At 68.7% G+C, this 23,503-nt stretch carries 19 protein-coding genes and 4 pseudogenes; 11 read left to right on the top strand and 12 right to left on the bottom strand.

All coding sequences use genetic code 11. From position 1 onward, the window contains the following. The first annotated feature begins 161 nt into the window (after positions 1-161). From ACZ404_RS29655 to ACZ404_RS29645, 3 genes are read left to right on the top strand one after another with little or no spacing between them, the layout of a single operon-like run. The gene (locus ACZ404_RS29655; protein WP_468445142.1) at positions 162-443 is read left to right on the top strand and encodes a hypothetical protein; all 282 of its coding nucleotides are present in this window, start codon (positions 162-164) and stop codon (positions 441-443) included. After that, the gene (locus ACZ404_RS29650; RefSeq protein ID WP_468445140.1) at positions 415-1,056 is read left to right on the top strand and encodes an RNA polymerase sigma factor; all 642 of its coding nucleotides are present in this window, start codon (positions 415-417) and stop codon (positions 1,054-1,056) included. Before ACZ404_RS29655 ends, ACZ404_RS29650 begins: the two co-directional genes overlap by 29 nt. After that, positions 1,053-2,516, top strand: coding sequence for a hypothetical protein (locus tag ACZ404_RS29645; RefSeq protein ID WP_468445138.1), 1,464 nt, complete (start codon positions 1,053-1,055; stop codon positions 2,514-2,516). Before ACZ404_RS29650 ends, ACZ404_RS29645 begins: the two co-directional genes overlap by 4 nt. 216 nt (positions 2,517-2,732) lie before the next feature. Here ACZ404_RS29645 and ACZ404_RS29640 read toward each other — a convergent pair whose 3' ends face one another. From ACZ404_RS29640 to ACZ404_RS29620, 5 genes are all read right to left on the bottom strand, one after another. Next, positions 2,733-3,341, bottom strand: a complete 609-nt coding sequence (locus ACZ404_RS29640) for an HhH-GDP family DNA glycosylase (RefSeq protein WP_468445136.1) — start codon at positions 3,339-3,341, stop codon at positions 2,733-2,735. A gap of 12 nt (positions 3,342-3,353) precedes the next feature. Further along, on the bottom strand, positions 3,354-4,607 hold the full coding sequence (tcmP, locus tag ACZ404_RS29635; protein ID WP_468445134.1) for a three-Cys-motif partner protein TcmP: 1,254 nt from the start codon (positions 4,605-4,607) through the stop codon (positions 3,354-3,356). A gap of 186 nt (positions 4,608-4,793) precedes the next feature. Then, positions 4,794-5,552 carry a DUF5131 family protein gene (locus ACZ404_RS29630; protein WP_468445132.1) on the bottom strand — a complete coding sequence of 253 codons (759 nt, stop codon included), beginning with the start codon at positions 5,550-5,552 and terminating at the stop codon, positions 4,794-4,796. A gap of 707 nt (positions 5,553-6,259) precedes the next feature. Then, on the bottom strand, positions 6,260-6,640 hold the full coding sequence (locus ACZ404_RS29625) for a DUF6415 family natural product biosynthesis protein (RefSeq protein ID WP_468445130.1): 381 nt from the start codon (positions 6,638-6,640) through the stop codon (positions 6,260-6,262). Continuing rightward, positions 6,637-6,819 (bottom strand): hypothetical protein, encoded by a 183-nt coding sequence (locus tag ACZ404_RS29620; RefSeq protein ID WP_468445129.1) that lies wholly within the window; start codon positions 6,817-6,819, stop codon positions 6,637-6,639. The genes ACZ404_RS29625 and ACZ404_RS29620 overlap by 4 nt, the downstream gene beginning before the upstream one ends. Before the next feature lie 243 nt (positions 6,820-7,062). Here ACZ404_RS29620 and ACZ404_RS29615 point away from each other — a divergent pair, with 243 nt between their 5' ends. Further along, a complete protein-coding gene (locus ACZ404_RS29615; RefSeq protein WP_468445127.1) occupies positions 7,063-8,301 on the top strand; it encodes an XRE family transcriptional regulator in 1,239 nt (412 codons plus the stop codon). Between the two features lie 3 nt (positions 8,302-8,304). Here ACZ404_RS29615 and cutA read toward each other — a convergent pair whose 3' ends face one another. Then, entirely contained in the window at positions 8,305-8,631 is a 327-nt protein-coding gene (gene cutA / locus ACZ404_RS29610) for a divalent-cation tolerance protein CutA (protein WP_468445125.1), read from the bottom strand. A gap of 390 nt (positions 8,632-9,021) precedes the next feature. Here cutA and ACZ404_RS29605 point away from each other — a divergent pair. Further along, positions 9,022-9,366 (top strand): annotated as a pseudogene (locus ACZ404_RS29605) (transposase family protein); the annotation flags it as partial. Positions 9,367-10,201: 835 nt separating this feature from the next. On the opposite strand, the gene ACZ404_RS29600 reads toward ACZ404_RS29605, so the two are convergent. Both ACZ404_RS29600 and ACZ404_RS29595 read right to left on the bottom strand, forming a co-directional pair. Beyond that, complete coding sequence (locus ACZ404_RS29600) at positions 10,202-10,834, bottom strand: DUF6368 family protein (RefSeq protein WP_468445123.1); 633 nt, start codon at positions 10,832-10,834, stop codon at positions 10,202-10,204. A 111-nt stretch (positions 10,835-10,945) separates the two neighbouring features. Beyond that, a complete protein-coding gene (locus ACZ404_RS29595) occupies positions 10,946-11,629 on the bottom strand; it encodes an HNH endonuclease family protein (protein ID WP_468445121.1) in 684 nt (227 codons plus the stop codon). 454 nt (positions 11,630-12,083) lie between these two features. Here ACZ404_RS29595 and ACZ404_RS29590 point away from each other — a divergent pair. After that, a pseudogene (locus ACZ404_RS29590) lies at positions 12,084-12,373 on the top strand (hypothetical protein); the annotation flags it as partial. A 525-nt stretch (positions 12,374-12,898) separates the two neighbouring features. On the opposite strand, the pseudogene ACZ404_RS29585 reads toward ACZ404_RS29590, so the two are convergent. The 3 genes and pseudogenes from ACZ404_RS29585 to ACZ404_RS29575 all read right to left on the bottom strand — a co-directional run. Continuing rightward, positions 12,899-13,144, bottom strand: a pseudogene (locus tag ACZ404_RS29585) (nuclear transport factor 2 family protein); the annotation flags it as partial. Between the two features lie 647 nt (positions 13,145-13,791). Next, the gene (locus ACZ404_RS29580; protein WP_468445119.1) at positions 13,792-15,120 is read right to left on the bottom strand and encodes a hypothetical protein; all 1,329 of its coding nucleotides are present in this window, start codon (positions 15,118-15,120) and stop codon (positions 13,792-13,794) included. Positions 15,121-15,133: 13 nt separating this feature from the next. Next, positions 15,134-15,751, bottom strand: a complete 618-nt coding sequence (locus tag ACZ404_RS29575; RefSeq protein WP_468445117.1) for an HD domain-containing protein — start codon at positions 15,749-15,751, stop codon at positions 15,134-15,136. 191 nt (positions 15,752-15,942) lie between these two features. On the opposite strand from ACZ404_RS29575, the gene ACZ404_RS29570 reads away from it, so the two are divergent. Next, positions 15,943-16,773 (top strand): glycosyltransferase family 2 protein, encoded by an 831-nt coding sequence (locus tag ACZ404_RS29570; RefSeq protein WP_468445430.1) that lies wholly within the window; start codon positions 15,943-15,945, stop codon positions 16,771-16,773. Positions 16,774-16,778: 5 nt separating this feature from the next. Here ACZ404_RS29570 and ACZ404_RS29565 read toward each other — a convergent pair whose 3' ends face one another. Next, a complete protein-coding gene (locus tag ACZ404_RS29565) occupies positions 16,779-17,825 on the bottom strand; it encodes an NAD-dependent epimerase/dehydratase family protein (RefSeq protein ID WP_468445115.1) in 1,047 nt (348 codons plus the stop codon). 199 nt (positions 17,826-18,024) lie between these two features. Between ACZ404_RS29565 and ACZ404_RS29560 the strand changes: the two genes are divergently transcribed. From ACZ404_RS29560 to ACZ404_RS29545, 4 genes and pseudogenes are all read left to right on the top strand, one after another. Continuing rightward, the gene (locus ACZ404_RS29560) at positions 18,025-19,341 is read left to right on the top strand and encodes a helix-turn-helix domain-containing protein (RefSeq protein ID WP_468445113.1); all 1,317 of its coding nucleotides are present in this window, start codon (positions 18,025-18,027) and stop codon (positions 19,339-19,341) included. A 267-nt stretch (positions 19,342-19,608) separates the two neighbouring features. Continuing rightward, complete coding sequence (locus tag ACZ404_RS29555) at positions 19,609-19,806, top strand: hypothetical protein (RefSeq protein ID WP_468445111.1); 198 nt, start codon at positions 19,609-19,611, stop codon at positions 19,804-19,806. Between the two features lie 804 nt (positions 19,807-20,610). Beyond that, positions 20,611-21,264, top strand: a complete 654-nt coding sequence (locus ACZ404_RS29550; RefSeq protein ID WP_468445109.1) for a hypothetical protein — start codon at positions 20,611-20,613, stop codon at positions 21,262-21,264. Between the two features lie 716 nt (positions 21,265-21,980). Further along, positions 21,981-23,105, top strand: a pseudogene (locus ACZ404_RS29545) (PCRF domain-containing protein). Positions 23,106-23,503: the final 398 nt, after the last annotated feature.

Genomic DNA, 23,503 nt, shown 5'->3' with positions numbered 1-23,503 from the left:
CGCGCTGCCCAGCGCCGACGATGTCCAGGAAGGATCACCTAAAAGATCTCGAAGGGTTCGGTACCCGCCCTGGTTCGCTCGCGCGATGTAGGGGGTGACAGGCGAGTTCGACGAGTAACGGGGCGGTGGAGATGGCGCAGGGAATGTGGGGGCCCGGGGGGGTGGGTGCCCTTGTGCTCGCGGTGGTGGTCGTCGTCGCGCGCGAGTGGAGACGGGTGCAGCTGGCCCGGGAGCGGCGCGGGGAGCGGGAGCAGGAACTGCTGGCCGAGATGGTGAGTGGCGTCGCCGAGAACGACCGTGAGGTCCAGGTGCACCACGGCGGTACGGCCGGCACCTGGTCGCTGACGGGCACTGCTGGGGGTGCTGCGGCGGGCCGGGAGGCGCCCGCCGAGGGCGCGGTGCCGGTGTCCGGGGATGCGGTCGCGTCGAGGCGGCGCCGGTGACCCTGCAGGATCAGTCAGGCGTGGTGAGTCCCGGCCGTGCCGCAGCCGCGCCCCCTGGGGCGGTGGGGACCGCTCCTGTGGTGCTCGGCGAGGCGGAGTTCGCCGAGTTCTAGACGCGCATAGCGAAAAGCTGTTCCGCTTTGTGTCGCGCAGGACGGGTTGGGACGACGGTGCCGGAGAATTGACCGAACAGGTTTTCGTGCAGTTCTTCACCTGGTGGCAGAAGCACCCGGACCCCGCTCAACCGGCTGGGGTGCTGTATCAGCTCGCCAGATGGCGCCTGTGCGACTACCTGCGTCGCCGGGGGCGGATGCTGACGGTCGAGCCGAGCGATCTTGAGGACCTCGTCGGAGGGACGGACGGCAATGACTTCGCGGCCGTGGAGCGACGCTATGACCTTCGCAAGGCGCTGGACACATTGTCCGAGCAGCAGCGGCAGGCCCTGCTGCTGAAGTACGTGGCCAACCTGTCGGTCGCCGAGTGTGCCGATGCGCTCGGCACAGGCGTCGACAACATGAAGAAGATCTTGGGGAAAGCGCGGGAAGCCCTGCGGCAGGCGCCGGGCATGCATGTGTACAGAAGCGTCGGGATGGCGAAGGAGGTGCGCGGGTGACCGCCCAGGAGCATGAGGACGGTATGCGGCAGGAGCCGACGCTGAGCGTCGCCGAGAAGGCGGAGGGCTTCGCCGCGGTCATGAAGCGCTTGAAGAGCCACAGCCCGGACGAGCGTGCTCGGTTGCAGACGCAGGCCGAGGAGGTGGTGCTCGGGCACGAGGCGTACGCCCTGGGCCAGGAGTACCTCGACCACGGCGACTACGAGGCGGCACGGCGGTGGCTTCGCATGGCCGCCGGCCACCACATCCCCGGCGCAGCACAGGCCCTCGAAGAGATCGTCCTGCGGCAGACGCTCGACGGATTCAGGGAACTGGCCGCTCTCGGCGGCGCCCAGGCCGCTGCGGACACCGTGCCCTGCGGGCAGACCCCGTCCCCTTCTGCCCTGCGCGTGGTCGACGGCAACCACAGGTTCAAGGATGATCGTGCATGGGACCTGGATATGGAAAGCCTGTACGCCGGGGTGACGGCCACTGCCCGGGAACAGGCCGGGCGGATCATCGAGCAGGCTCGACGTGAGGCCGATGGGATCCTCACCGAGGCGCGGCAGCAGGCCGAAAGGACCGCGGCTGCCTGTGCAGAGATCGTGCTGGAGACCGAGCAGGACCGCCGGAAGGCCGCGGAGTTGCGGGCCGAGGCCCGGCAGGAGTTTCAGAGTACCCACTCAGAGATCGAATGGATGGCTGAGACCGCCCGGCGCAGTGCCCGCGAGCTGATGGCCACGGCACAGCAGCAGGCCCTGCTGATCATCGACGAAGCGCGCAGTGAGGCCGCTCAGATCCGTAGCAGGGCGCAGCGGCAGGACGGTGTGTCGAACGGAGCGGACACCCAGGTGGGATGGGTTCTCGTCCGGGCACTACAGGAGCTTGTTGCAGCTTTGATCGGTGGAGGCACCCGCAGGCCTGCGGGGCACGTGGTCGACGGCCTGTTCCACGACACCGCCGATGGATCTGTGCGCAGGCTGCCGGTACCGACACGGCCGGGACGGAGAGTTCTCGAAGGAGGGCCGCAGGTGCTGGCGTCCGGGGCCGTGATGCTGCACTTGGAGTGCGAGAACGACTCGTGGATCTGGCGATGGAGGCAGGTGTCACAGGAACGGGACGGGCAAGGTGGTGCCGGGTCAAAGAGCTGGAGCGGCACTTGGCAGGTGCTGGATGCTGACGCGGTCCCGTGTGAGGCAATTGCAACAGAGTCTGAAAGAGCGGACCTTGCGAATGATGGCGTCGACCGGCTGATGCTGTTCACCGACGGGATGGTCGATATGTGCAGCTCCGACATCCGCGAGGCTCTCGCCGTCCTCTGCGAGTCTCCTGTGTATCGGGCAGTTTCCGTTACAAAGGCCGCCCGGCGGGGTGGGCTGCGTGTGTTCGCCATCGGTGTGACGAAGACCCGCGGTGACAGCGATGACGGTGCCGAGCCCGAGCTGGAGGTTGAAGGGGTGGGCAACTCGGCCGGCCGGTGATCGCTGGGGCGGCGGACGCACCGCCCTGGCGCACTTCAGCTGCCCGGTGAGGAGCCGTGTGGTGGGGGGCCCGGCACGGCGTCCCGGTGCTGTCGCCGGTTCCCCCACGAAGCCCCGCCACCGTGGCAGCAGCGGGGAGTACGTCTTAGCTGAGGCCGGTCTTGAGGTGGCTGTCAGACGGGCGCCACCCAAGGTGGACAGCAGTAAGGGCCGGCCTCAGCGGGCCTGTGACATGTGTCGCCAGACTGCATGCTCTAGGTCGCCTTGGTCATGGCCGAGCGCAGTGGCGGCGGCTTCGTACGCAGTGCGCAGTTGGTGGTAGGTCAGGCCCACGATGCCGGCTTGAGCGGCGAAGGTGCGCAGGTGGGTGTCGATGGCGATCTGGGACCGGCCGACCATGTTTCCGATGTAGTCGACGGTCTTCGGTCCGACGCCGTTGACGGTGCGCAGGGCGGCCCGGTTGTCCGGGACCTCGAGCCAGGCGTGGAGGTCGTCGCGGGTGTCGACTCCGCGGGTGGCCAGGAGTTCGGCGATGTGGTGGGCGGTCGCGACCCGGCGGGGGGCCTTGAAGTTCATGACGGCGGCAAGGTCTTCGGTGGCCAGTCGCGCGCGGAATCCGCGGACGGTGCTGGCGTCGGGCCATGCCGTCTGTAGGTGGAGTATGCGTGGGCGGATGGTCGATGCGTAGTTGCGGCGGGCCTGGAAGCTGGCGTCGCAGATGACGGCGCCCATGTGACTCCAGCCGCCGGCGGCGAGGAATGGTCCGTCGCCGAGCCTGGAGCGGATGTGGGCGGCGAGCTGCTGGGTGTGCGTGTGGGTGGTCATGGCTTCCAGGTGTTATCGAGGTGGGGTGATACGGAGCTGGCGTACCTCGCCGACTCCGGAGCAGTCGGTCTTGCCGTCCTTGTACAGCTGCTTCACCGCGGCTCGGATGTGCATGCTCCGTGCCTGGCCGAGTACGCCCGCGAGAACTTCGGCCTGCCGGTCGCCGATCGTGAACGCACCAAGATCATGCTGGAGGCGCTCGATGTTCCGGCGTATCTGTCGCACCCATGCCTGGGTTCGCTGCTCTTCTTCTTCGTCGAAGGTGTCGGCGGCGCCGAAGAGGGTGCCTTCCTCGGGCGGGGGCAGGCAGGCTCGGCGCCATGCGACCTGGGCGAGGCTGGCGGCTTCCCCGAACAGCCACAGGCCGTCCTTGTGTCGGCTGAAGTGCACGAGGTGGTAGGCGACCTGGTGATGCGCGCGGTTGCGGACGTCGATGGTCCAGTAGCCCGCGCGGACGGTACGTGCGACGCGTTGGGCGAAGCCGGTGGTGATGCGCTCGACGGCTTCTGTGTTGTCCTTGGAGTCCTCGAATTCCTCACGCCACCAGGGGCCGCCGCAGGCTGCGTCCATGGCGCGGAGCGTGGCCGGTTTGCCGGGGGTGTCTTTGGGGCTGGTGAGCAGGCCTCCGATGCGGCGCACGGCGTTGGCGTTGAAGTTGAGCAGGACTTCGGTCGCGTGGCGGCCTGTCGTTCCGTGAGTGCTGCGGGAGCCGAAGATCTGCTGGGTGAGTGCCTGGAAGCTGAGTCCGAGGCCGAAGGGGTCTAGGAAGGCGAACAGCGGGAAGCCTGCCGCTCGTCGGAGGACCTGGTCGAGGTGCTTCTCGGCTCGTCCCTGGAGGGCATGGGCGGCCAGTCCTTGGCTGCGGGCGTCCTCGACGAGGGCGGCCAGGGAGCGGTAGCTGTTGCGTCCGAGCTCGATGAAGTAGCAGTCGAGCTGGCGGAAGCCAGCGATGCGGGCGGCTGAGTCCAGGATCAGGGCTGGCGATCCTGGTGTCCCGTCCTCGTATCGGCCTGGTCCTGCGTAGCTGTCGAGGTAGACGACGCGGCCGTCTGGCGCGTATCGGCCGACTTTGCTGGCGAAAGGGACGACGTAACTGTCGAGGATGGCGTGTTTGAGGACGGCGGCGGCCTTCTTGCTGACGAAGAACGGGTTGTTGGCATCCAGTTCCTTCTCGCCGGCGTTCTCACCGCTCAGATTGAGAACTGTGTCGTCGAGCACTGCCTCGGACGCGTCCAAGATCCCCCACCTTGTCGGCTCGATGGACATGGTTGGCATGATTTTGCGCTAGATACTGCGATTACGTAACGGCGTTGAATGAATTTGGCTTGCCTGCTCAGCCCTGGCGCAGCGCCGCACACGGTTCAGCCCTGCGCTGAAGCATGCCTTGCTGCCGGGTTCTTCGCGGGCCAGGGCAGAGGACGGGGACAGGCCGGTGCGGCGCCGGTGGCGGTTTCAGCGTGCGGGCAGTGACAGCGCGCGCTGTGGCATGCCGTCCCAGGTGCGGCCGTCCAGCTCACGGCCTTGGGCCTTGGGGGTGCGGCCGCCCCACTGCTTGAAGAAGAAGGCCACTTGGGCCTGCTGACAGGTGTCGCGGATATGCGTCACCCAGGCAGGGTCGAGCGGCCGGTGCCCGGGCCCGGATTCGCCGCCCGCGATGACCCAGTCGATACCGGACAGTTCCAGTCCGTCCAGCGGCCCCAGCAACGGCTCGCAGGACAGGAATCTCACCGCTGCAGGGACCTGTCGCAGATCCTCGACTCGGGTCAGCTCCTTCTCGCTTTCCACGGAGACGCCCATCCACAGATTCGCCGGCCACTGCAGTCGGTCGGCGACCTGCCTCAGGCGGCGTGCGCGCTTGGTGAGCACCTGGTAGGTGTGCTGGGGTGTTTCAGCGATCACCTCGAACACGCGGCGTACGTAGTCCAGCGGCACTCGGGCGTGGAACAGGTCGCTCATGGAGTTCACGAAGACCGTCCGCGGGCTCTTCCATCCGTAGGGAACACGCAGCGCGTCGGGATGCAGGGTCAGCCCGAATCCGGGCCCTGACGTACGCGGGTCCCCGTCGGCCTGGTACTTGGGGGAACCCATCGCCTTCAGACGTTTGGCCAGGACCAGCGCGTAGCAGTTGTCGCAGCCTGGGGACATGCGGTCGCAACCCGTGGTCGGGTTCCACGTGGCTTCGGTCCACTCGATCGAACTGCGGTCGCTCACCGGCTGGCCCTCCATTCCCTCGAACCGAGCCTGCTTCTCTGCGGCGCACTCGTGGCGCGATCGGAGTCCCAACGGCCTCCCGCACCAACGGACACCGGCATCCAACCATCCGGCGTCGGCCATGGTCTCAAACTTCCGCATTCGAATGCATGTACGTGAAAGGTGGTTTCTCCGCGAACGGTCGACGTCCGATTCGCCGGCGTCGTGGTCGACCAGCTTGCTCGGCGCCATGCGCACGTGCGGGTAGGCGCCGCTGGCTGCCTGGAACTCGGCGGCCGCGACGACGAGCCGCTCGGCGAACTCCTAGGTGAATTCCGGGTGCTCGCGGACGATGCATCGCGCGAGCCGGGTACGGACGTCCTGGGGTGCGAGAGCGTCCGTAGTGCCCACCGGACGTTCGGGTGCGATGGTCACGTTTCCTCCCTGGTTGGGTTGCCCCGCCCCGGCTGCTCGACCTGTCCATGTTGAAGAGCCCGGGCGGGGCTTGGTGGACCCGTCCCGCCGAAGGCCTTGCTGAGCCTTGCGACGGGACGGGCGGGCCCGTCTCTCCAGGTCTTGCGAGCCCGGTGAGACGGGGGCTTACGGGTGCGGCCCTATCCGGAAGCGGCCGCCGTCGGGGTGCGTTCAGTGCGGGGTCCGCGCCAGCACCAGGGCGAGGACCGGGCCGGTCACGGCCGCGACGTACACGAGCAAGCCGGCAGTCGTCTTCACGGCGTCGCGCCGCCGGTGTTCTCGTAGTGCTCGCACAGGGCGCGCAGGACGCGCGCCAGGCGCCGGGCGTGGCCCACGTCCCCGCCGTACCGGCTGCTCGGCCCGGCGTCCAACTTGCGGCGGGCCTCGCCGACGCACGCGAGCGCGCAGTACCGGGTCACGCTGTCCTTGGACAGCCGCCCGGCCTTCCTTTCCACCTCGGGGATCAACAGCTCCAGGTAGCCGCGCAGCGTGGAGGTGAGGATGCCCAGCTCCCTGGGGGCCGGGGGAAGCACTTCGGGCCCGTCATCCAGACCGAGCAGCTTGGCCGCGGTCTCGCGCATCGTCTGGATGTCCGCCGGTTGCGTGCGGCTGCCGATCTCCACTGGGGCGTTCACCGGCTCGCCCCGCAGCGGGGGCACGCGCAGGGCGGGAACTCGGTGCTCAGCAACTGCGGGTGCTTCTCGGGCAGTACGTCGACCTGGCCGCGGTCCACGGTGACGGTGCCGGCCCGGTTCACGGTGTACACGCGCAGGGTCATCTTGACCCCCGGCTCTGGGCGAGATGTAGCGTTCATGGTGTCAGCGCTCCTTCGCAGCGTTGGCCACGCCCCGGTGAGGCCTCACCCGCCTCGCCGGGGTTCGTTGTCCCCAACACTCCAGCCGTCAAGCGCTATCTGCTTCCCACTCACGGGTATACCCATCATGGGTAGGCTTGTTGGGAGCCCACTACGGCAAGCTGTATCCCTAGGCGGGGGCCTCTCATGACTGGTTACGAACCTCCGACCGCGCTCCCGCGCGCACTCCTTGAGCGTGCGGACATGCAGGCCGCCCTCGCCGAACATGACTTCGGGACCGTCTTCTTATTGGCACGCAGCGAGGCGAAGATCAGCTACTCAAAGATCGCGGCGGAGTGCGACATCAAGCCGAACCGGGTGGGCGAGCTGGCCCGCGGGCAAGGAAGCGTGACCACCTTCGAGAAGATCGCGCAGATCGCTGATGCGCTCCGCATCCCCGGGCACATGGTCGGCCTCGCACCCCGCGAGTGGGAGACAGCCGCTGCTTCTGCCGGCGGAGACGGAGACGATTTGCGACGAAGGCAGTTCTTCAAGGATTCGGTGGGAGCCGGACTTGCAGCCAGTCTTCCCGCCCTGACCCGGCCCCCGGCCGGACGCACGATCGGCAGCGACTACCCCAAGCTGCTACGCGAGCGAACGGCGCGCCTTCGCCGCCTGGACGACATTCTTGGCGGCGGTGACACCTACCGGGTGTACGTCGGCGAGTACCAGCGCACCAAGGCCCTGATCCGGGACCGCAGCCAGACTGAGGCAACGAAGCGTGATCTGCTATCGGTGCTCGCCGAGCAGGCTCAGCAGGCGGGATGGGCAGCCTTCGACGCGGGCCGCAGAGCAGATGCCGCCAGCCTGTACAAGGCCAGCCACGAAGCTGCCAGCGAGGCCGGCGACTCGGCCCTTGCGGGAAACGCCCTAGCCTTCCTCGCCTACCAGACGGCCAACCGAGACGCCGGCGTCGAGACGGCTGCCCGCTCAGTGAAGGAGGCCGGCCCCGACGCACCGCCCGGGGTGCGCGCCCTTCTCAACGAACGCCTCGCCTGGGCGTACGCCGTCGCGGGCCGCAGCGCGGAGGCCGAGCGGGGCCTGGACGCCGCGCAGGCGGCCCTCGGGGAGGCCGACGACACGCCGCAGCCCGACTGGGTGGCATGGGTCGACGCCAACGAACTGCAGATCATGACGGGACGCTGCTGGGCGGAACTGCGCAGACCACTACGCGCCGTACCCGTACTCGAGCAGGCGCTGAGCCGTTACGAGGACACCCACGCCCGCGACAAGAGCCTGTACCTGTCCTGGCTGAGCGCCTCATATCTGCACGCCGGGGAGGTCGAGCAAGCGGCCACGGTGACCAGCCGTGCCCTCGACCTGTCGGCCGAGGTCGCCTCAGTCCGTCCGCGCCAGCGACTCGCCCCCCTCATTGAGAAGCTCCGCGAATACCGCGCGCTGCCCGCCGTCACCGATGTTCTGGAGAAGGCGGCCGCCGTCTGAGGTCTACTCGCCCGGGGTGGTGTTGGCGGCGATCCAGTCCAGGCAGCCCTTGGACCCGGCTTCGATGGGCACAGCAGCCAGCTCGGGGTTCTGCCAGGGATGATTCTTCAGGATGTGGGCCTCGAGCTGCGGGTAGCGGGCTGCGGTGGTCTTCAGCAGCAACTGCCACTCCTCGCCCGTACCGAAGTCACCGTCGTGCCAGAACGCGGAGATCACAGGGCCGATGATCTGGGCGCCTGCTGCCAGCCGCTCGCTGACGATCGACCGCGCCAGTTCAACAGCGTGGTCACGAGTGGGCGTTGCCGTGGATACCTGGAAGAAGTCAGACATGCCCGGAGCCTATCCATTGCGGCACGGCCGAAGGGCTGCCCGTGCGGGTCGAGGCAGACGCTTCGCCGTGCCCGGCCTAAGATCCGCCCCGTGACATCCCCGCAAACCTGATCGATCTGGAACGCGCGGCAGAGGAAGAGCGCGCCCACCTGGCCAGCCTCGCTGGTGAGGAGCACGACCAGCAGCGGCGCCGCTGGCGGAAGGCGTCGGAGGACGCGCAGGCAGCGATCACCGCGCACGCCGAAGCGACCCAGGCCAGCCGGTACGAGGTGGAGCAGGCGGTGAAGCGAGCCGTACGGCACGCGCAAGAGGATCCGGCCGTCGAGTAGGGGCTATGGCTCCTTCGGCCAGGTCCCCACGACCTGCCCGGTCTCCTCGTCGGTGAGAGTGAAACGCATCCGTGTCCCCCGCCCTGTCGGAGGACACCCGAGCACACGGCCCGACCATGTCGGTGGCGACAAGGCGTACAGCTTCCGCCGCAACCGGAGCTACCTACGACGTCGCCACATCAGGCACACCACCCCCGAACGCAAAGACCAACGGGCCAACCGCCAGCGCCGAGGCAGCGCAGGCGGCCAGCCCACCGGATTCGACAAAACGATGTCCAAGCGCCGCAACGAGGTAGAACGAACGATCAACCGGCTCAAGAACTCCCGCGCGGTAGCGACCCGCTTCGACAAGCGGGCCTGCACGTTCCACGACACCGTCACCCGCGCCGCTGTCCGGCTCTGGCTCTGTCAGCGACCGCCTGGCAGTCACGGCTTCACCAGCTCCGGTAGGCACGTCACAGGAATCATGAGGGGGTCGCTGGTAATTTTCGGGATCGCATTCTGCACGCAGGTGAGGAAGGTTTGCGCATTCCTGGGTGCGGCGGAGGGCGCAGGGGCGGCACTAGCAGGGCTGACCAGCACCCCGAGGAACATGATGGCTCCGACGGCAACAGCAACCGTGCGACGCATGAACTCCCCTTCATTTAAGGACCTTGGCTGAGCTGTGCCTTTCCACGGGTGACGATCTGCACGCTCCGTATCCCTCATATGGGTTTGCTGTATCGATCCACCATCCTTCTGTTCGAAGGCGCCACGCGCCCAGAGACCCGCTCCTTACACCCGGACACACTGGCGAGTTCTTGCCACACCGACCCGTCGGACACGGCCTAGGTCAGGATGGGGATCGTGGGTGGTCCGGCTCCGGGAGGGCAGGGGCACGATGGTGGCGCTGTTGCGCAGGGCGTCGTTTTCGAGGGCGAGCTGACGGATGACCTCCTCATAAAGGGCGAGGGTCCGGCGCAGGTCGGTGTTCTCCTTCCGCAGCCGGCTGAGGTTCGCCTCCTTCCTTTCATCGGCCTCCGGCCGGTTCGCCCGTGGCTCGGCCCGGGTGGGTGCCGGGATCCGGGCCGGAAGTGGGGGTCGATCAGGTCGGCGTAGTGGCGATGGAAGGTGGCTTGCGGGATGCCGAGGCGCCGCTCGATGGCGGTGACGGTCGGGCGCCGTCCGCTGGCCGATGCCTCCTCAAGCACGCTGTCGATATTCCAGGTCACAGCACCATTTCCGCAGCGAATCTGTCTGGGCTACTTGACCAGCCGGTAGGCGGGGTGCCCAACCCAGGCCCGCAGGAACTCCGCCGATCCCAGCGCCATCCAGTCGTCGCCCGCGATCCCCAACACCCCCGGAAGGCCAGCGACGACCGACGCCTGACCGTCCAGCAGCTCGACATTGGCCACGCCCCCAATGACGTCCATGACAGCGGCGGTCAGCAGGGCCGTGGTCACGTGGTCGATCTCGCGATTGCAGCCAGCGCTGACATTGACGGCATGGGTCGGTCTGAAGCCGAGGATGGCCTCCACCTCGGGCTCGTCCGCGTGCTCAGCCTCGACTGTGCTCTCGTCGCCGACGCCCGGCCCCATCAAGTAGACCAGGAAGGGCCGACGCCGGTCCTCTCGTTGCGGATTGAATACCACCAGGGCTGTGAGCTCCTCGTCCGCGGAGGTGTTGTCGAGGAGTGGCAGCGGGAACGGCTTTCGCCAGTCCTTCTCTCGCCTGTCCTCGACGCCCAGTCGCTCTGCGGGCACGTTGATGTCGAAGAACCAGGGCCGCTTCTCGTCGAAGTGGGAGGAGAGCCCTACCATCAACGCGCGGAACTCCCGCAGCGCAGCCGGGGAGAGCGGCTCCGCCAACTCGATCACCAACGCCGGACCAGACATGCTGGGAGCCTAGTTTGATCGGCTCCGCGACCGGTCGCATTGATCCCACACCGAGTCCAGCCGGTCCGAGCACCAACGCCGCCAACCCGGCGAACCTATGCGGTCAGAGCGCTATCGGGCGAGGGTCACGGTGATGGGCGTGTCGGAGCACTGGCCGAGCTGGTCGGCTAGGGCGTCGCGTTCGGTGGCGTCGACGGTCAGGCCCCAGCGGGTTTTGTCGGCCACCCAGTCGGTGACGTACTGGCAGCGGTAGCCGGCGGCCGGGGGCAGCCAGGTCGCGGGGTCCTGGTCCGCCTTCGAGCGGTTCGACGCCGCCGACACCGCGATCAGCGCTCGTGCGTCCCCGAGGTCGTTGGCATAGGCCTCCCGTTCCTTCGCGGTCCAGGCGTAGGCGCCGGAGTCCCAGGCCTCGGCAAGCGGGACCAGGTGGTCGATGTCCAGCCCGCGCGCGCCGTTGATGTACCGGTCGTCGTACGGGCTGTACCACTCCCCACCGGTCAAGGCGCAGCGCGGGCCCTGTTCGGGCATGATGACCGCTTCGGCCTTCAACACCTCGGCCCGGGTGTTGCAACCGTCCTTATCAGCGTCCACCCAATGCTTGAACTTGCTGCGCTCGTAGCCGGTGCGGTCCTCGACCCGCACCGGAAGCTGGTCGAGCGCGTCACGCACGGGCAGGGTCACCGTCTCCCCCGGCGCGCGCCCCCGCGCCGGCGCGGCCGCAGCGTCGGCGGTGTGGGCGGCGACCGGCAGAAGCAGAGCGGCAACAATGGTGGCCGCGGTACGGGCGAAGCGCATCGAACATCGGTCCCTTCGACGATCCCGAACGTCTCGAGGTTTTCGTAGCGCCCCGCCTCCGCAACACGCCCGGAAACCGGGAGTGTTGTCACCCGCGCGAACGGTAAGTCACACCGCACACGCCCTGACCGTCACCCACCCTCACCGCAGCCGTCGCCATGCGCGCCTGTCCGAAGCGGGTGCGACCGGGCGCCCGTCCCGGAAACGGCGGCGCAAGCTGGTCAGCGAGTGCGGCATGACAGCCGACGGCGCTGCGGGCAGAAGCCGCGGCGCCGTCGGACGCCCGGTCCGGGAACGTGCCGGATGCGTTCGCGGAGGGACACCGGGCGGGCAGCGGAGGGGACGTTCCGGTGTGAGACGCGGTGATCGCGAATTTCGGCAGCAGCGCGGGCAGCGCCGGGGGCTGGCTTGGCTCGTCGGTGACCGTCGGGTCCAGAAAGGGTAGGAAGCGGCCCAGACCCGGTTCGGCTACACCGCCGCCCCCGGCAGCACCGACGACGCCCGCATCCGTCACCTCACCCTCGCCCTGCCACCCGGCCACGCCACCCGCCTCTTCACGGCCAGGAAGCCGGCCTCACCGACGACCAGCTCCACCAGATCGCCGACGAGGCCCTCACCGACGACCAGCTCCGCCAGATCGCCGACGAGGCCCTCGGCGAGGTCTACTTCCGCGACAACGGCCGCCGCGCCCACGGCCTCGAAGTGGAACTCACCGACCTGATCGACCTAGAATTCGAGCTGTAACCGGGCCGGTATGCGGGGGCCGGTACAGCGAGAACCCCTACGCGGCGTACAGCGTCTTTGGCCGGGCAGAGGCGGGCGCGGTCCCAGCTCGCAGTCTGTTTGTCCGGTGCCAGACACACCCGTGGAGCCACCCTATGAGTACACTCCCACCGCCGCCCTGGTCACACTGCGGACATGGCGCAGACCCAGGCACGGTAGACACCCGATGGGACAGCGCGCCCGGCTGGCCGCCGTGAGCAGAGCCGCCCGCCTCAACGCCCCCGTGGCGGGCAGCTCGTGCTTTCGGTGTGCAGAGTTCAGGGTCGGCGGCGGCGCACTGTAGGCGTCCTGGGCCGCTGGACGACACCGGCTGGCACCGGCGGCGGGATTCGAACCCGCGTTACCCGCTTGAGAGGCGAAGTAGCCGCAGCCTGCGCACCTGCACAGCAAGAACCCTAGCGGGCATCACGACCGCGGAGCACGCGGGTTTTCCGGGGCCGGGCTTGTCCCGGCTTGCTCAGCCAGGGGCGTGGGCCCATGGGGGTGTCAGGCTTGCGGGAGCCGGTCCAGGAAGCCGAGGACGACAGTGATCCGGCCGTCCTCGGCCAGGGTGACCACATCCGAGCCGGCGGCCGGCGCCGAGCCGTCGGCGGTGGACACCAGCTCCCAGCTGAAGCGGGCGATGTGATGGTTGCCGTCCACGTCATCGGCCAGCTTGAACTCGAAGCCGGGAAACTGCTCGTGCGCCGCCTGGATTACCGCGGTGATCTGCTCGTGGCCGCGCACGTCGGCCTCTTCCCCTACGCACCCAACGAAAAAGCGATTCGCAGGTGCGCGGACGAAGTGCGCGGCCCCATGAAGCGGATCCGGGCCGTGCCGAGGAAGGCGGTGCCCACTGTGTCCAGGTGGGGAGGCGGGTTGCTGACGAATGGCACAAAGCCATCGGGCCTGACCGAATACCTCGCAGGGAACAGTGACGTAGGATCTCAGTGGACCGCCGCCCTGGCTCGCTAGTCAATGTCCTGCCAGCGTCCGGGCCCCCCTGGCGTGGGCGGAGAGGTTGAGCGGTGACGGATCGTGGGCCGGGAAAGGGCAGTCTTCCCGGAGGTGGTGGTCGTGGGGGGCGCTGCTGAATCCGGCGATGGCCGAGTCGGCCTGGCGCGCGAGCGAGGGAACGCGGGCGCGGGAGGCTGACGACCGTTCTGCCGGTGGTTGGGCGAGTGGGTGGACCGCCCGTGGAGGACCCCGGCTCGCCGACGACTACGGCAGCCCGCTGGGTGACTGGACGCGAGCCGTCGTGCGCACGGTGCGGGGGCCCGAAGGGTGGCCGTGTGCCTCGTGGCGGCTGCAAGGTAAGACTGTGGCAAGGTGAGGGCTCGGGACGCCAACGGTGCTGGGAGTGACGGGCCCTCACCACAGCGGCAGAAGGCAAACTGTTTTCAGGCGGCGACCGGATGCCCGGCGGCTCTGCCGGTGTCGTCACGCCGCATGGCGGTCATGGACAGGTCCGCCAGCCGGGGCATGAACGTGACGTCGAGTCGGTCGACGGGGTGAAGCAGGCCCCGCTCGCAGGTGTCCGCCGACCAGATCGTGCAACTGGCGGACGGATAGGTCGGGTTGACGCCAATCTCGCCCTTGGGTAGGAAGCCGTTGAAGGGGGCCGCGATCCGCTGGCCGTTCCAGTAGCGCCACGCCTGCAGGGCCTTGGCCTGCTCGAAGGCGGGATACAGCTGTGGATACCGCGTGAGGACGCGCATCTGCCGGAAGATCGCCTGCCCCAGCAGCGAAGGCGCGGTCCTGACGAGGCCGTCGAAGTTCTGCTCACGGAAGGTGTAGGCGGTGGCGTCCTCGCCGGTATCCAGGGCCAGGACGGTGAACAGGTGCGAGAAGCGGTCCCTGGTGTACTGGGCGGCTCCGGGAGCCAGTGCGGGCTCGATGCCGGCGATCAGGTCGTGCAGCCGCTGGTGGTCCGGGTGGAAGCGGGACAGGTCGAACAGCTTGTCCATGCCGGTCACGGCGGAGAACGCGAGGCGCTTGTAGAGGCGGTTGTTCATTTCGCCGACGGCCGCGTACGTCTTGGTCTCTGGGCTGGTGGAGTGCAGCATCAAGTACTCCGACAGGACCTCGAAGTACAGGTAGCCCAGGAACGGAAGCTGCGGGACGGCGGCGGCGAGTTGGTTGACGAACGCGTCCGGCGCCGTTCGGCGTCCGGTGGCGTTGGCTAGCAGCGTGTCCAGGAACGGGGCGGCCGCGCGGATTTGCTGCAGCGCCCAGCCCCGTAGCTGGGCGTCCTCGGTCCCCGTGAGCAGAGTGCGATGCTCGAGGTAGGTGTGCAGGTGGAGCCGGCCGAGCCGAAGGTAGTCGATGCCCTTCGCCGGCGCCGGGCTGGTGGGGGTGATCTCGATGACCAGCGTGCGGGTGTGCGGCTTGGTCTCCAGCAGGTAGGTGCCGAGATTGTGCGGGCGCAGCCCAGCCGGGGTTGGGGTCAGCGGCGCGCAGTACAGCGCGGCGAGAAGGCACCCGGAGGAGGCGTACAGCTGGCCGCTGGCCCGGATCGCGTCCAGTGCCACGGTGGTGTGCATCAGGTGGATGGGGTGGCCGCTGGTGAGCCTCTCGGTCATGGCGTTCTGCGCGAGCAGCCATCCGCCCGGGGTGTTCTCCTGCAGATAGCGGCGCCAGTCGGCGTCGCTCTCGGCGCACCCGCGCGGAACGGGCCGGGTGCCGGGGTTGGTGTAGTCGGTGTGGGCGTCGTCGAGGTCGGTGTCCACGGGGGGCGGTCTCCTATCGGGTGAGCATCTGGTGGGCGGCGGTGAGGGCATGGTCGTGGGTGGCGCCGTCGAGGGCGCCCTGCTCGCTGTGCACGACGAGCGCGAACGCGGCGGGGGGCAGCCAGTCGGGGACCGGAATGCGCAGGTGGGTCGTGTCCGGCCACCACCGCTTAAGCGGCAGGCGGTAGCGGTCCATGCAGTCGGCCGCCTTGAGGACGTCCGTCAAGTGCGGGGCCTGACGGTAGGCGCGATCCTGGTGGACGGTGAATCGGCTGTACGGCACGTCGTGGACAGCGACCGCTTCCGCGGCCCGCTCCAGTACAGCCGCCGGTATCTCGCGGCCAAGGACCCCGAAGAACGTGGTCGCATGCTGCCGGAACCACGACGCCGCCCGCTGCCCGTGGCCGGGGTCGGCCCGGTCATCGAGCCGCCGGCAGTCGTGGACCGCCCCGGCCGCGCACACCGCTGCGATGTCGTCGCCGTCGAGGCCCTGCTCCTCGGCGAGGAGCGCAGCGAACAGACTGACCCGGGCATTGTGGCGGATGCCGTGATTGGAGCCCGCCAGGCGGGGGTGCGCGAACCAGGACCGCTCGGGTACGAGCATCAGCCCCGGGCGTGGCAAGCTAGGCACGGCAACGAAGTTCACCGGCCGGCTGCGCGCGATCCACCCCAGCGTCATCTGGTCCATCGGCTGATGGGCGGGCAGTCGACGCATCTGAGCGAGTTCCCGCAAGCAGGCACGGTGGTGAGTTCGGTCGGGCATGGCGTCCTTCGAGCAGATGGGTACGGGCAGGCGTGAAGCTGGGCGTGGCAATCGTGACCATGGGCACACGGCCCAAGGAGCTGGCGGAGCTGCTGGCCTCGGTCCATGCACAGACAGCCCCGGCGGCGCGGGTCGTCGTGGTCGGCAACGGGTGCCGGGTGCTGGACCTGCCGCCGTGGGTGGAGACAGTGCAGCTCGCCGAAAACCTTGGAGTGACCGGCGGCCGCAACGCCGCCCTGAAGCACCTGCGGGACGTCGACCTGGTCCTGGACCTGGACGATGACGGCCTGCTCGTCTCCGACGACGTATTCGCCCGGATCACCGCGCTGTTCGAGGCCGACCCCCAGCTCGGCATCGTTGGCTTCCGGATCGCAGACGAGACCGGGAAGACGCAGCGCCGCCACGTGCCCCGGCTGCGGGCCGGCGATCCGATGCGCGGCGGCCCGGTGACCGGCTTCCTCGGCGGGGCGCACGTGCTTTCCACGAAGATGCTGGAGCAGGTCGGGCACTGGCCGGACGCCTTCTTCTTCGCCCACGAGGAGACGGACATGGCCTGGCGCGCGATCGACGCCGGGTGGCGGGTTCTGTACGACCCGCGGCTGCTGCTGCAGCACCCGCGGACCTCCCCGGCCCGGCACGCATTCTTCTACCAGGTGAACGCCCGCAACCGGGTCTACCTGGCCCGCCGCCACCTGCCGGCCGTCCTGGTGCCGGTGTACCTGCTGGTGTGGGTGACGCTGACGCTGGCCCGCACCCGCAACCTCGCCGGACTGCAGGCCTGGTTCGCCGGGTTCGCCGAGGGCTGGCGCACCCCGTGCGGGCGCCGCAAGCCGATGCACTGGCGCACCGTCTTCCGGCTCACCCGCCTCGGCCGGCCCCCCGTGATCTGAGCGGTTCACGCTGCCGCGCGGGCCTCGGCGCGCAGCCACGCCGGGATCGCCTCGGGGGTCCGATCCAGCCACTCCACGTAGCGGCGCACGCCCGCCTCGATGTCCGACTGGGGAGCCCAGTCCAGAACTTCACGCATGCGGGTGATGTCAGCGCACGCCCCGAGCGGGTCACCCTCCGGGCGGGGCGTCTCGACGATCCGCGCGGCGGGGTAGTGCTCGCGCACCAGGTCGGCGACCTGCCGGATGGAAGTGGCGCGGCCAGTGCCAACGTTGACGGTCGCTCGGTCGGCGCGGTCGGTGGCGGTCGCCAGCAGCGTCGCGTCGGCGATGTCGTCGACGTGCACGAAGTCCCGGACCTGGCGCCCGCCGCCGTTGAGGTGCAGCGGCAGCCCGAGCGCGGCCCGCATCGCGAACCACGCCACCACCCAGCTGTGGGAGTTCTCCTTGACCACCTGCGGTTCCCCGTAGACCGAGAAGTAGCGCACGATCGCGTAGGAACCGCCGGCGCCGCCCAGGGTCAGGGCGGTCTGGTACTCGCCCCACGCCTTGGTGTTGGCATACACCGACGCGGGCCGCAGCGGGTCCTCCTCGCTGAACCGGGCCTCCACGATCGCGGCGCCGGCGCCGGCGCCGTACACACTGGCCGAGGAGACGAACACCAGGCGCTTCAGGGTGCGGCTGTGCCGGGCTGCGGCGTCCAGCACGGTCTGGGTGCCCTGGACGTTGGCCTGTAGCGCCGCCCCAGGATTGCGGGTGCACTCCGCTACATCGGCCAGAGCGGCGGCATGGATCACGTAGTCGGCACGTCCCACGACGTGGTCCATCAGCGCCGTGTCGGTGATGTCGCCAGCGATGGCGTCGGGGTCGGCCGGGGAGACGTTGAACACGGAGGAGTAGACCGGGGAGTCGTAGGCGTCCAGCCGGCCCACGGCCAGCGGCTTGGCGCCGATCGCGCGGAGCTTGTGCACGATGCGGCTGCCGACCAATCCGAAGCCGCCGGTCACCGCGACGGTGGCGCCCGACAGAGCAGCGAGGCGAACGGTTGCGTTCACGCGGAGGGTCACCCTTCTCGACACCGCCACGCACAGGTGCGTGGCGTGGGGATGCCGAGGACACCACCAGCCGTCCAACGCGCTCTAGGGGATGACTGTGTGGCCCGTGTGTGCCCGCCCCACCGAAACCAGCTCAACTCCCGCCCGGGTGCGGCATGGTGGTGGGGACAACAACGGAAGGCGAGATTGCGGGGGCGGTATGGACCTCGACCAGCATCCACTGGCACACCTGCGCCGACAGCACCACTGGTCCATGAACGACCTCGCCAACCTGATACGTGCCGAGGCCCGGCGGCGCGGTCTCCGCAGCGGTGTCGACCGCAACCGGATCTGGCTCTGGGAGGCAGGCGGCACCAAGCCGAGCGAGGAAAGCCAAATGCTGCTGGCAGGCGCCCTGCGCGTCCCCGCCGCCACGGTCGAAAGCCTCGGCTGGCCCCGCTGGCTGCCCGCCTTCGAGGAACCCGCCCCTTTCAGCCCGTCGGGCAGCCGCGCCGCCCTGAGAGAGTTGCAGGTCAACCGCATGGACCGACGATCCTTCCTGGTGCTCAGCAGCAGTACCCTCGCCGACATCGCCGCCGATTGGGCTCGCATCGAGCCACGCCACCTCGACCAGGCCCTCGACGGACAAAGCGTCGACGAAGAACTACTCCGGTGGCTGGAGCAGCGATCCAGCGAGCTGCGCGCCCTTGCCACCGGGCCGCACCAGCAGGTATCCGGGCTCATCGACGCCCACCTGAGCACCACCATCAATCTCATCGCCGAGGACCGATACACCCCGGCCGCCGGCCGCCGCCTCCACGCCGTGGCCGCTGAACTCGCGCATTGCGCCGCGTGGCTGCGCTTCGACGCCGACCGGCACGCCGACGCCCAACGCCACTGGCAGGCCGCTGTTCACGCCGCACACCAGGCCGGGGACCGCGACCTCGCCGCCGTCGCCCTGTCCGACCTCGCCTACCAGGCCACCTGGCTGTCCAGGCCCGCCGACGCGGTACGGGTCCTGGAGCATGCCCGCTCCCGCGCCCGGACACCGGCCGCCCGCTCGTTGCTCGATGTGCGCCGCGCACGGGCCTGCGCAGTACTGCAGGACCGACAGGGAACCCAACGCGCGCTGGCATCCGCAGAATCCGAGCTGGACCGCATACGCCCGCAGGAGACGCCCCCAGTGGTCTCCTGGATGTCGATGGCAGACCTCAACGCCGACGCCGGACGCTGCTGGCTCGACCTCGGCGACCCCGGCCGCGCCGCCACCGCGATCGACGCAGGCCTGGAAGAACTCCACCCGCGACGCTCCCGCACCAAAGCAGTGTTTCTGACCTACCGGGCTGAGGGCTCCCTGCACGGCCGGGACGCTTCGGCCGCCGCAGCCGATGCCCGCGCCGCCCTCGATACCGCCCTCAACTCAGGCGCCGCCCGCTGCGTCGATCTCGTCTCCGCACTCATCCGCCGGCTCGACGGCCGCACCGAGCAGCCAATGGTCGAACTACGTGAGTACGCCCAGGAACGGCACGCCGGGTGACCCAAGCAACGCGAGGCCGGTCAGCCGGACCGCGGGGTCGAGAACGTCCCCGCATGTCCCACCAGATGATCTACCCTGGGCATCCGGGCGACGCCCTCGGTCTCCCCGGTGTTGCCGCGAAGAAGGCGACGCTGCCCGCGACCCGGGCGCTGGTCGCCTCCCAGGCCGGGCGTCTGGGAGGCCATTGGCGACGAGCACAGTGCCAAGCCGCAACTGGGCGCCACTGAGGAACTGGTCACGGCCGGGCTGAGCGAAGTGCCGGAGTGGGTGGCGTACTTCGACGCCGAGCACGCTGACGCCCGCGCAGTCTCCGCGCGTGACCTGCACGGCATCGGGCGGAACCGGCGCGCCAGTGATCACTTCGCTGACGCGCTCGCCCTGTGCGGGCCCGGCTTCGACCGCGTCCGCGTCGTGGACCGCCTCGGACTGGCCGCCGCTTTGTTAACCGAGGGCGAGCCGGAGTAGGGCGTCGCCGCGGCCCAGCAGGCGCTCAACAAAGCCGCTTGGATCGACTCCACGCTGGCTACATCCCGGCTCAGCACGCTGCTGGGCGCCGCCCGCCCGTACCGAACCGCTGCGGTGGACGGGGTCCGCGTCCGCGCGGCGGATCCCGCTGTCCGACGGCCGTCGCGGCCTGAGACCATCGAGTGCCGCACAGCGGCTGGCTTGACATGCCGGATCTCAGGCCGGCGAACTTGAAGGTCCGCCTGCTCATTGCCGCGGTCCTGGACCAGGCTCCCGGTCGAATCACGCCGCCGTGCCGCGCACTGGGCACTGCACCGGCGCCGCTCGTGCCGCCCACCGCACCGCATACTCCGCGGCTGACCGCGCTCGTGCTCGCGTCACACACCTCTACCCAAGTCCACCACAGCATCGACATGGAAGTGCTCGCACGCCTGTACGGGCACTCCCCTCAACAGACCGTGGAACTGCTGGACCGGCTGAGGGCCAGCCGCGCCCTGACCACCTGGCGGCACGACCAAGACACCGACGAAGTCCTGTGGCAACTCCCCCGCCAACAAGCCTCAAGTCAGCCCGGCGCAAGCCCCAGGCAGTTTCACTCACCGCAACCGTGAAGCTCAGATTGAGAAAAAGACATCGCTCAAGAAGAGCAACAGACTCCACCTCATCCGTACTATCTATTCGCCTGGCTACGCGCAGCAGTTCTCGCCACTGCCCCTCGGAGCCCAGCGACCATAGGAGCCTGGCTTTCCGCGCCTGCGCCACAAGTGCTGCGCCCTGCCAGGAAACCGGGCGAAAGGTCGACCCATGTCCGAAAGCACGACTGCCGGAACTGAACTGACATCCCAGTACGCAGCACAGGTGACCAACGACCTCGAAGCCAACGCCAAGGAGCAGGAACGCATCAACGCGGAGATCGCCGCGCTGCAGGAGCAGCTGGCTGCTCTCCTGCATGACCAATCCGTGCTGGTCAACGTGCAACAGGTGCTTGGCATTGCACCGGTAACGGTTCAGCCCGCAGTCGCCCCGAGCAGCGCTGCGGTGCCTGCTCCGCGCAAGAAGGCCTCTGCTGAGCCCGGCGCCGGCAAGCGGACTCAAGCGAAGAAGGCAGCTGGCAGCCAGGGCGCCACGACCAGCAAGAAGTCAGCGGCCAACAAGCCCACGGACAAGGCTGCAGCTACGAAGCCAGGCCAGCCCTCGCTGGTCGAACTCGTCCGCAGCCACCTCACCGGGCGGAGCGAACCGCGCTCCGCGGCCGAGGTCGCCAGCGCACTCGACAAGGCCCACCCCGAGCGCGGCATCAAGACCACCGTCGTGCGTACAACCCTCCAGGGACTGGTGGCCAAGAACCAGGCCCAACGCACTAAGCAGGGCGCCTCCGTCTTCTACACCGGCCCCGGTGAGGCCGAGCAGACACCCACGCCAGCGAGCGACGAACAGCCGTCCGCGCAAGCCAAGTGAGCCACTGTCAGTACGTGACCGGAGGGCTGCTCGCGGTCGGTGCCGCGTTGGGTGGGGGAATTCCAGGGCGGCCAGTCCGGCGACGCGCCCTACGGTCACCGTCACCGCCACAAACATGACCTGACCTGCGACGGTCAGGGCAGCGTCATCCCTAACCCCTCACCGCAGAGCTTGGCATTGTGGGCGTGAGCCTACGATGGCCCGTGATGACCAGTCGTCCACGACCCCCGGGGGCACTCATGGCAGCTCTTGTCCCTCAGCAGCAGGTTGATACGCATTTGCTCCACTTCGACCGGGCGCGCCAATCGCCGATACCTTCGACTCGCCCGCGCACGCCCTCACCGCCTTCGAGCGCATCCACGGCGGCAAGATGCGCCCTGATCCCGCCCCCGTGACCCACACTGAGCGTCAGGCTGCCCAAGCCCGCACCTCACCCTGCACGCCGGCCCCGAACCCGGAACCGTCGGCGGCCCAGCAGAACATAGCGCCAGACCGGGAGGTCGTGCCGGTCTACGCGGCCGACCCAGTGACCACGACGCCGTCCTTGTAGGCGCGGAACGCGCCGGCGGGCACCTGCGGTTCGGCTTCGTGAACGCGTTCGACAACGAACGCCGCTTCTTGAGGCCCACTCCTCTGACGCCCAGGGCTCCACGGCATCCAATCCATACTCCCCGCCGCGGGCATCCCAAGCATCACGCCCTTGTACGCTGGGTGTCATGACCGTTGCCGCCCTCGTTGAGCAACTGAGCAACCTCGACAACGCTTTGCGCGTCATCGAGCCAGCCGCCTTTGACCGGCTGCGCCGCATGCGGTCAGAGCTGCAGGAGCGCATGTCAGCGCCCGACGTGTGAAGAGATCCGGACGCACGACAGGACGTCAATTCCCGTTCAGCGTACGTGATCGACCAGTTCGAGCGATTCGAGACGCTGCGCCGGCGGCTCGACGATGCCGCGCTCCTGCTCCAGCTCGCCGAAGAAGAGGACGATGCCGACACAGCCGCAGAGATACGGGTGGAGGTGGACTCGCTGGGGGCAGCCATCGAAGAGTTGGAGATCCACAACCTTCTGTCGGGTGCGTATGATTCCCGGCAGGCAGTAGTGACGATCACGGCCGGTACAGACGCGGGTGGGGCCGACTTCGCCAACACGCTACTCAGGATGTACCTGCGCTGGGCGGAACGCCACGGCTACGCGACCGAGGTCTACGAGACCTCTGCCCACGAGGTGTCGGGGCTGGAGCGAGCCGTCTTCGCGGTCAAGGCGCCCTACTGCTACGGCATGCTCAGCGCCGAGTCCGGTGTTCACCAACTCACGCGGATCAAGTCCTTCCATGACCGGAGTCAGCCTTTCGGCACAGGCAGACTCCAAAAGATCAGCTCGGTCACGGTGGAGGTGATACCGGCGGCGGAGCAGACCGGCCACGATGTCGTGGACCAAGACATCCGGGTCGACGTCTATCGGACGTGGGGACTACCGTACGCGCTCAAGCCTCAGACCGCGGTTCGGTTGACCCATATTCCGACCCGCATCGTGGCCAGCTGCGCCAACGACCGACCGGAGTGGTCTGCGCGGGCGGCGGCACTGATGCTCCTCAAAACGCGACTGGAGCACGCCGTCCGGCACGACCAGGCAGCCAGTGTGAGTGGCACGACCGACATGCCCGGCCCATGGAGTGATCCCGTCCGCTCGTATCGAGTGGCAGCGGATGGGTCCCAAGTGGCACGTGATCTGCGGACTGAGCAGCAAGCACGCGATGTACTCAAGGTCTTCGATGGCGACATCGACGCCTTCATCACCGCCAACGTCCGCCGGCGCAGCCAACGCGTGAACCGCAGCGAGTGATGTATGCCCAAGGCCCCCCACCAGCGGCGCCTGATCTGCAGGCGCAGCATGTCGTCGGCCTGCAGCCGAACCGCTGACGAACGCGGCACTGTCGTAGTGAACGACAGCGAGATCCTCCCGTCGCCCGAACTAATTCTGGGAGCGCTCTCCTTGTCGCTGCGCGCCACGCCGCTGCCGAAGTACGCCATCCACGCTCAGCGAACCCCCATGTGCCGAGCCAGCACCTCCTGGGGTATCCCGTGGCGCACCGACCTAGAGGTGGACACAGGCCACCTGCCTCCTCGCCCACGCGCCGTGCCTCCCTGTGTAGCGGCCGATGGCCCACCGCTTCGACGTGACCACCGGCCAGGCACGCGGATGGTCCGGTATCCCATCCCGCGGCTAGGTCTGCAGCACAC

The organism is Streptomyces sp. NPDC030798 (genome assembly GCF_055572275.1).
This window is presented reverse-complemented; position numbering and strand designations above follow the sequence as displayed.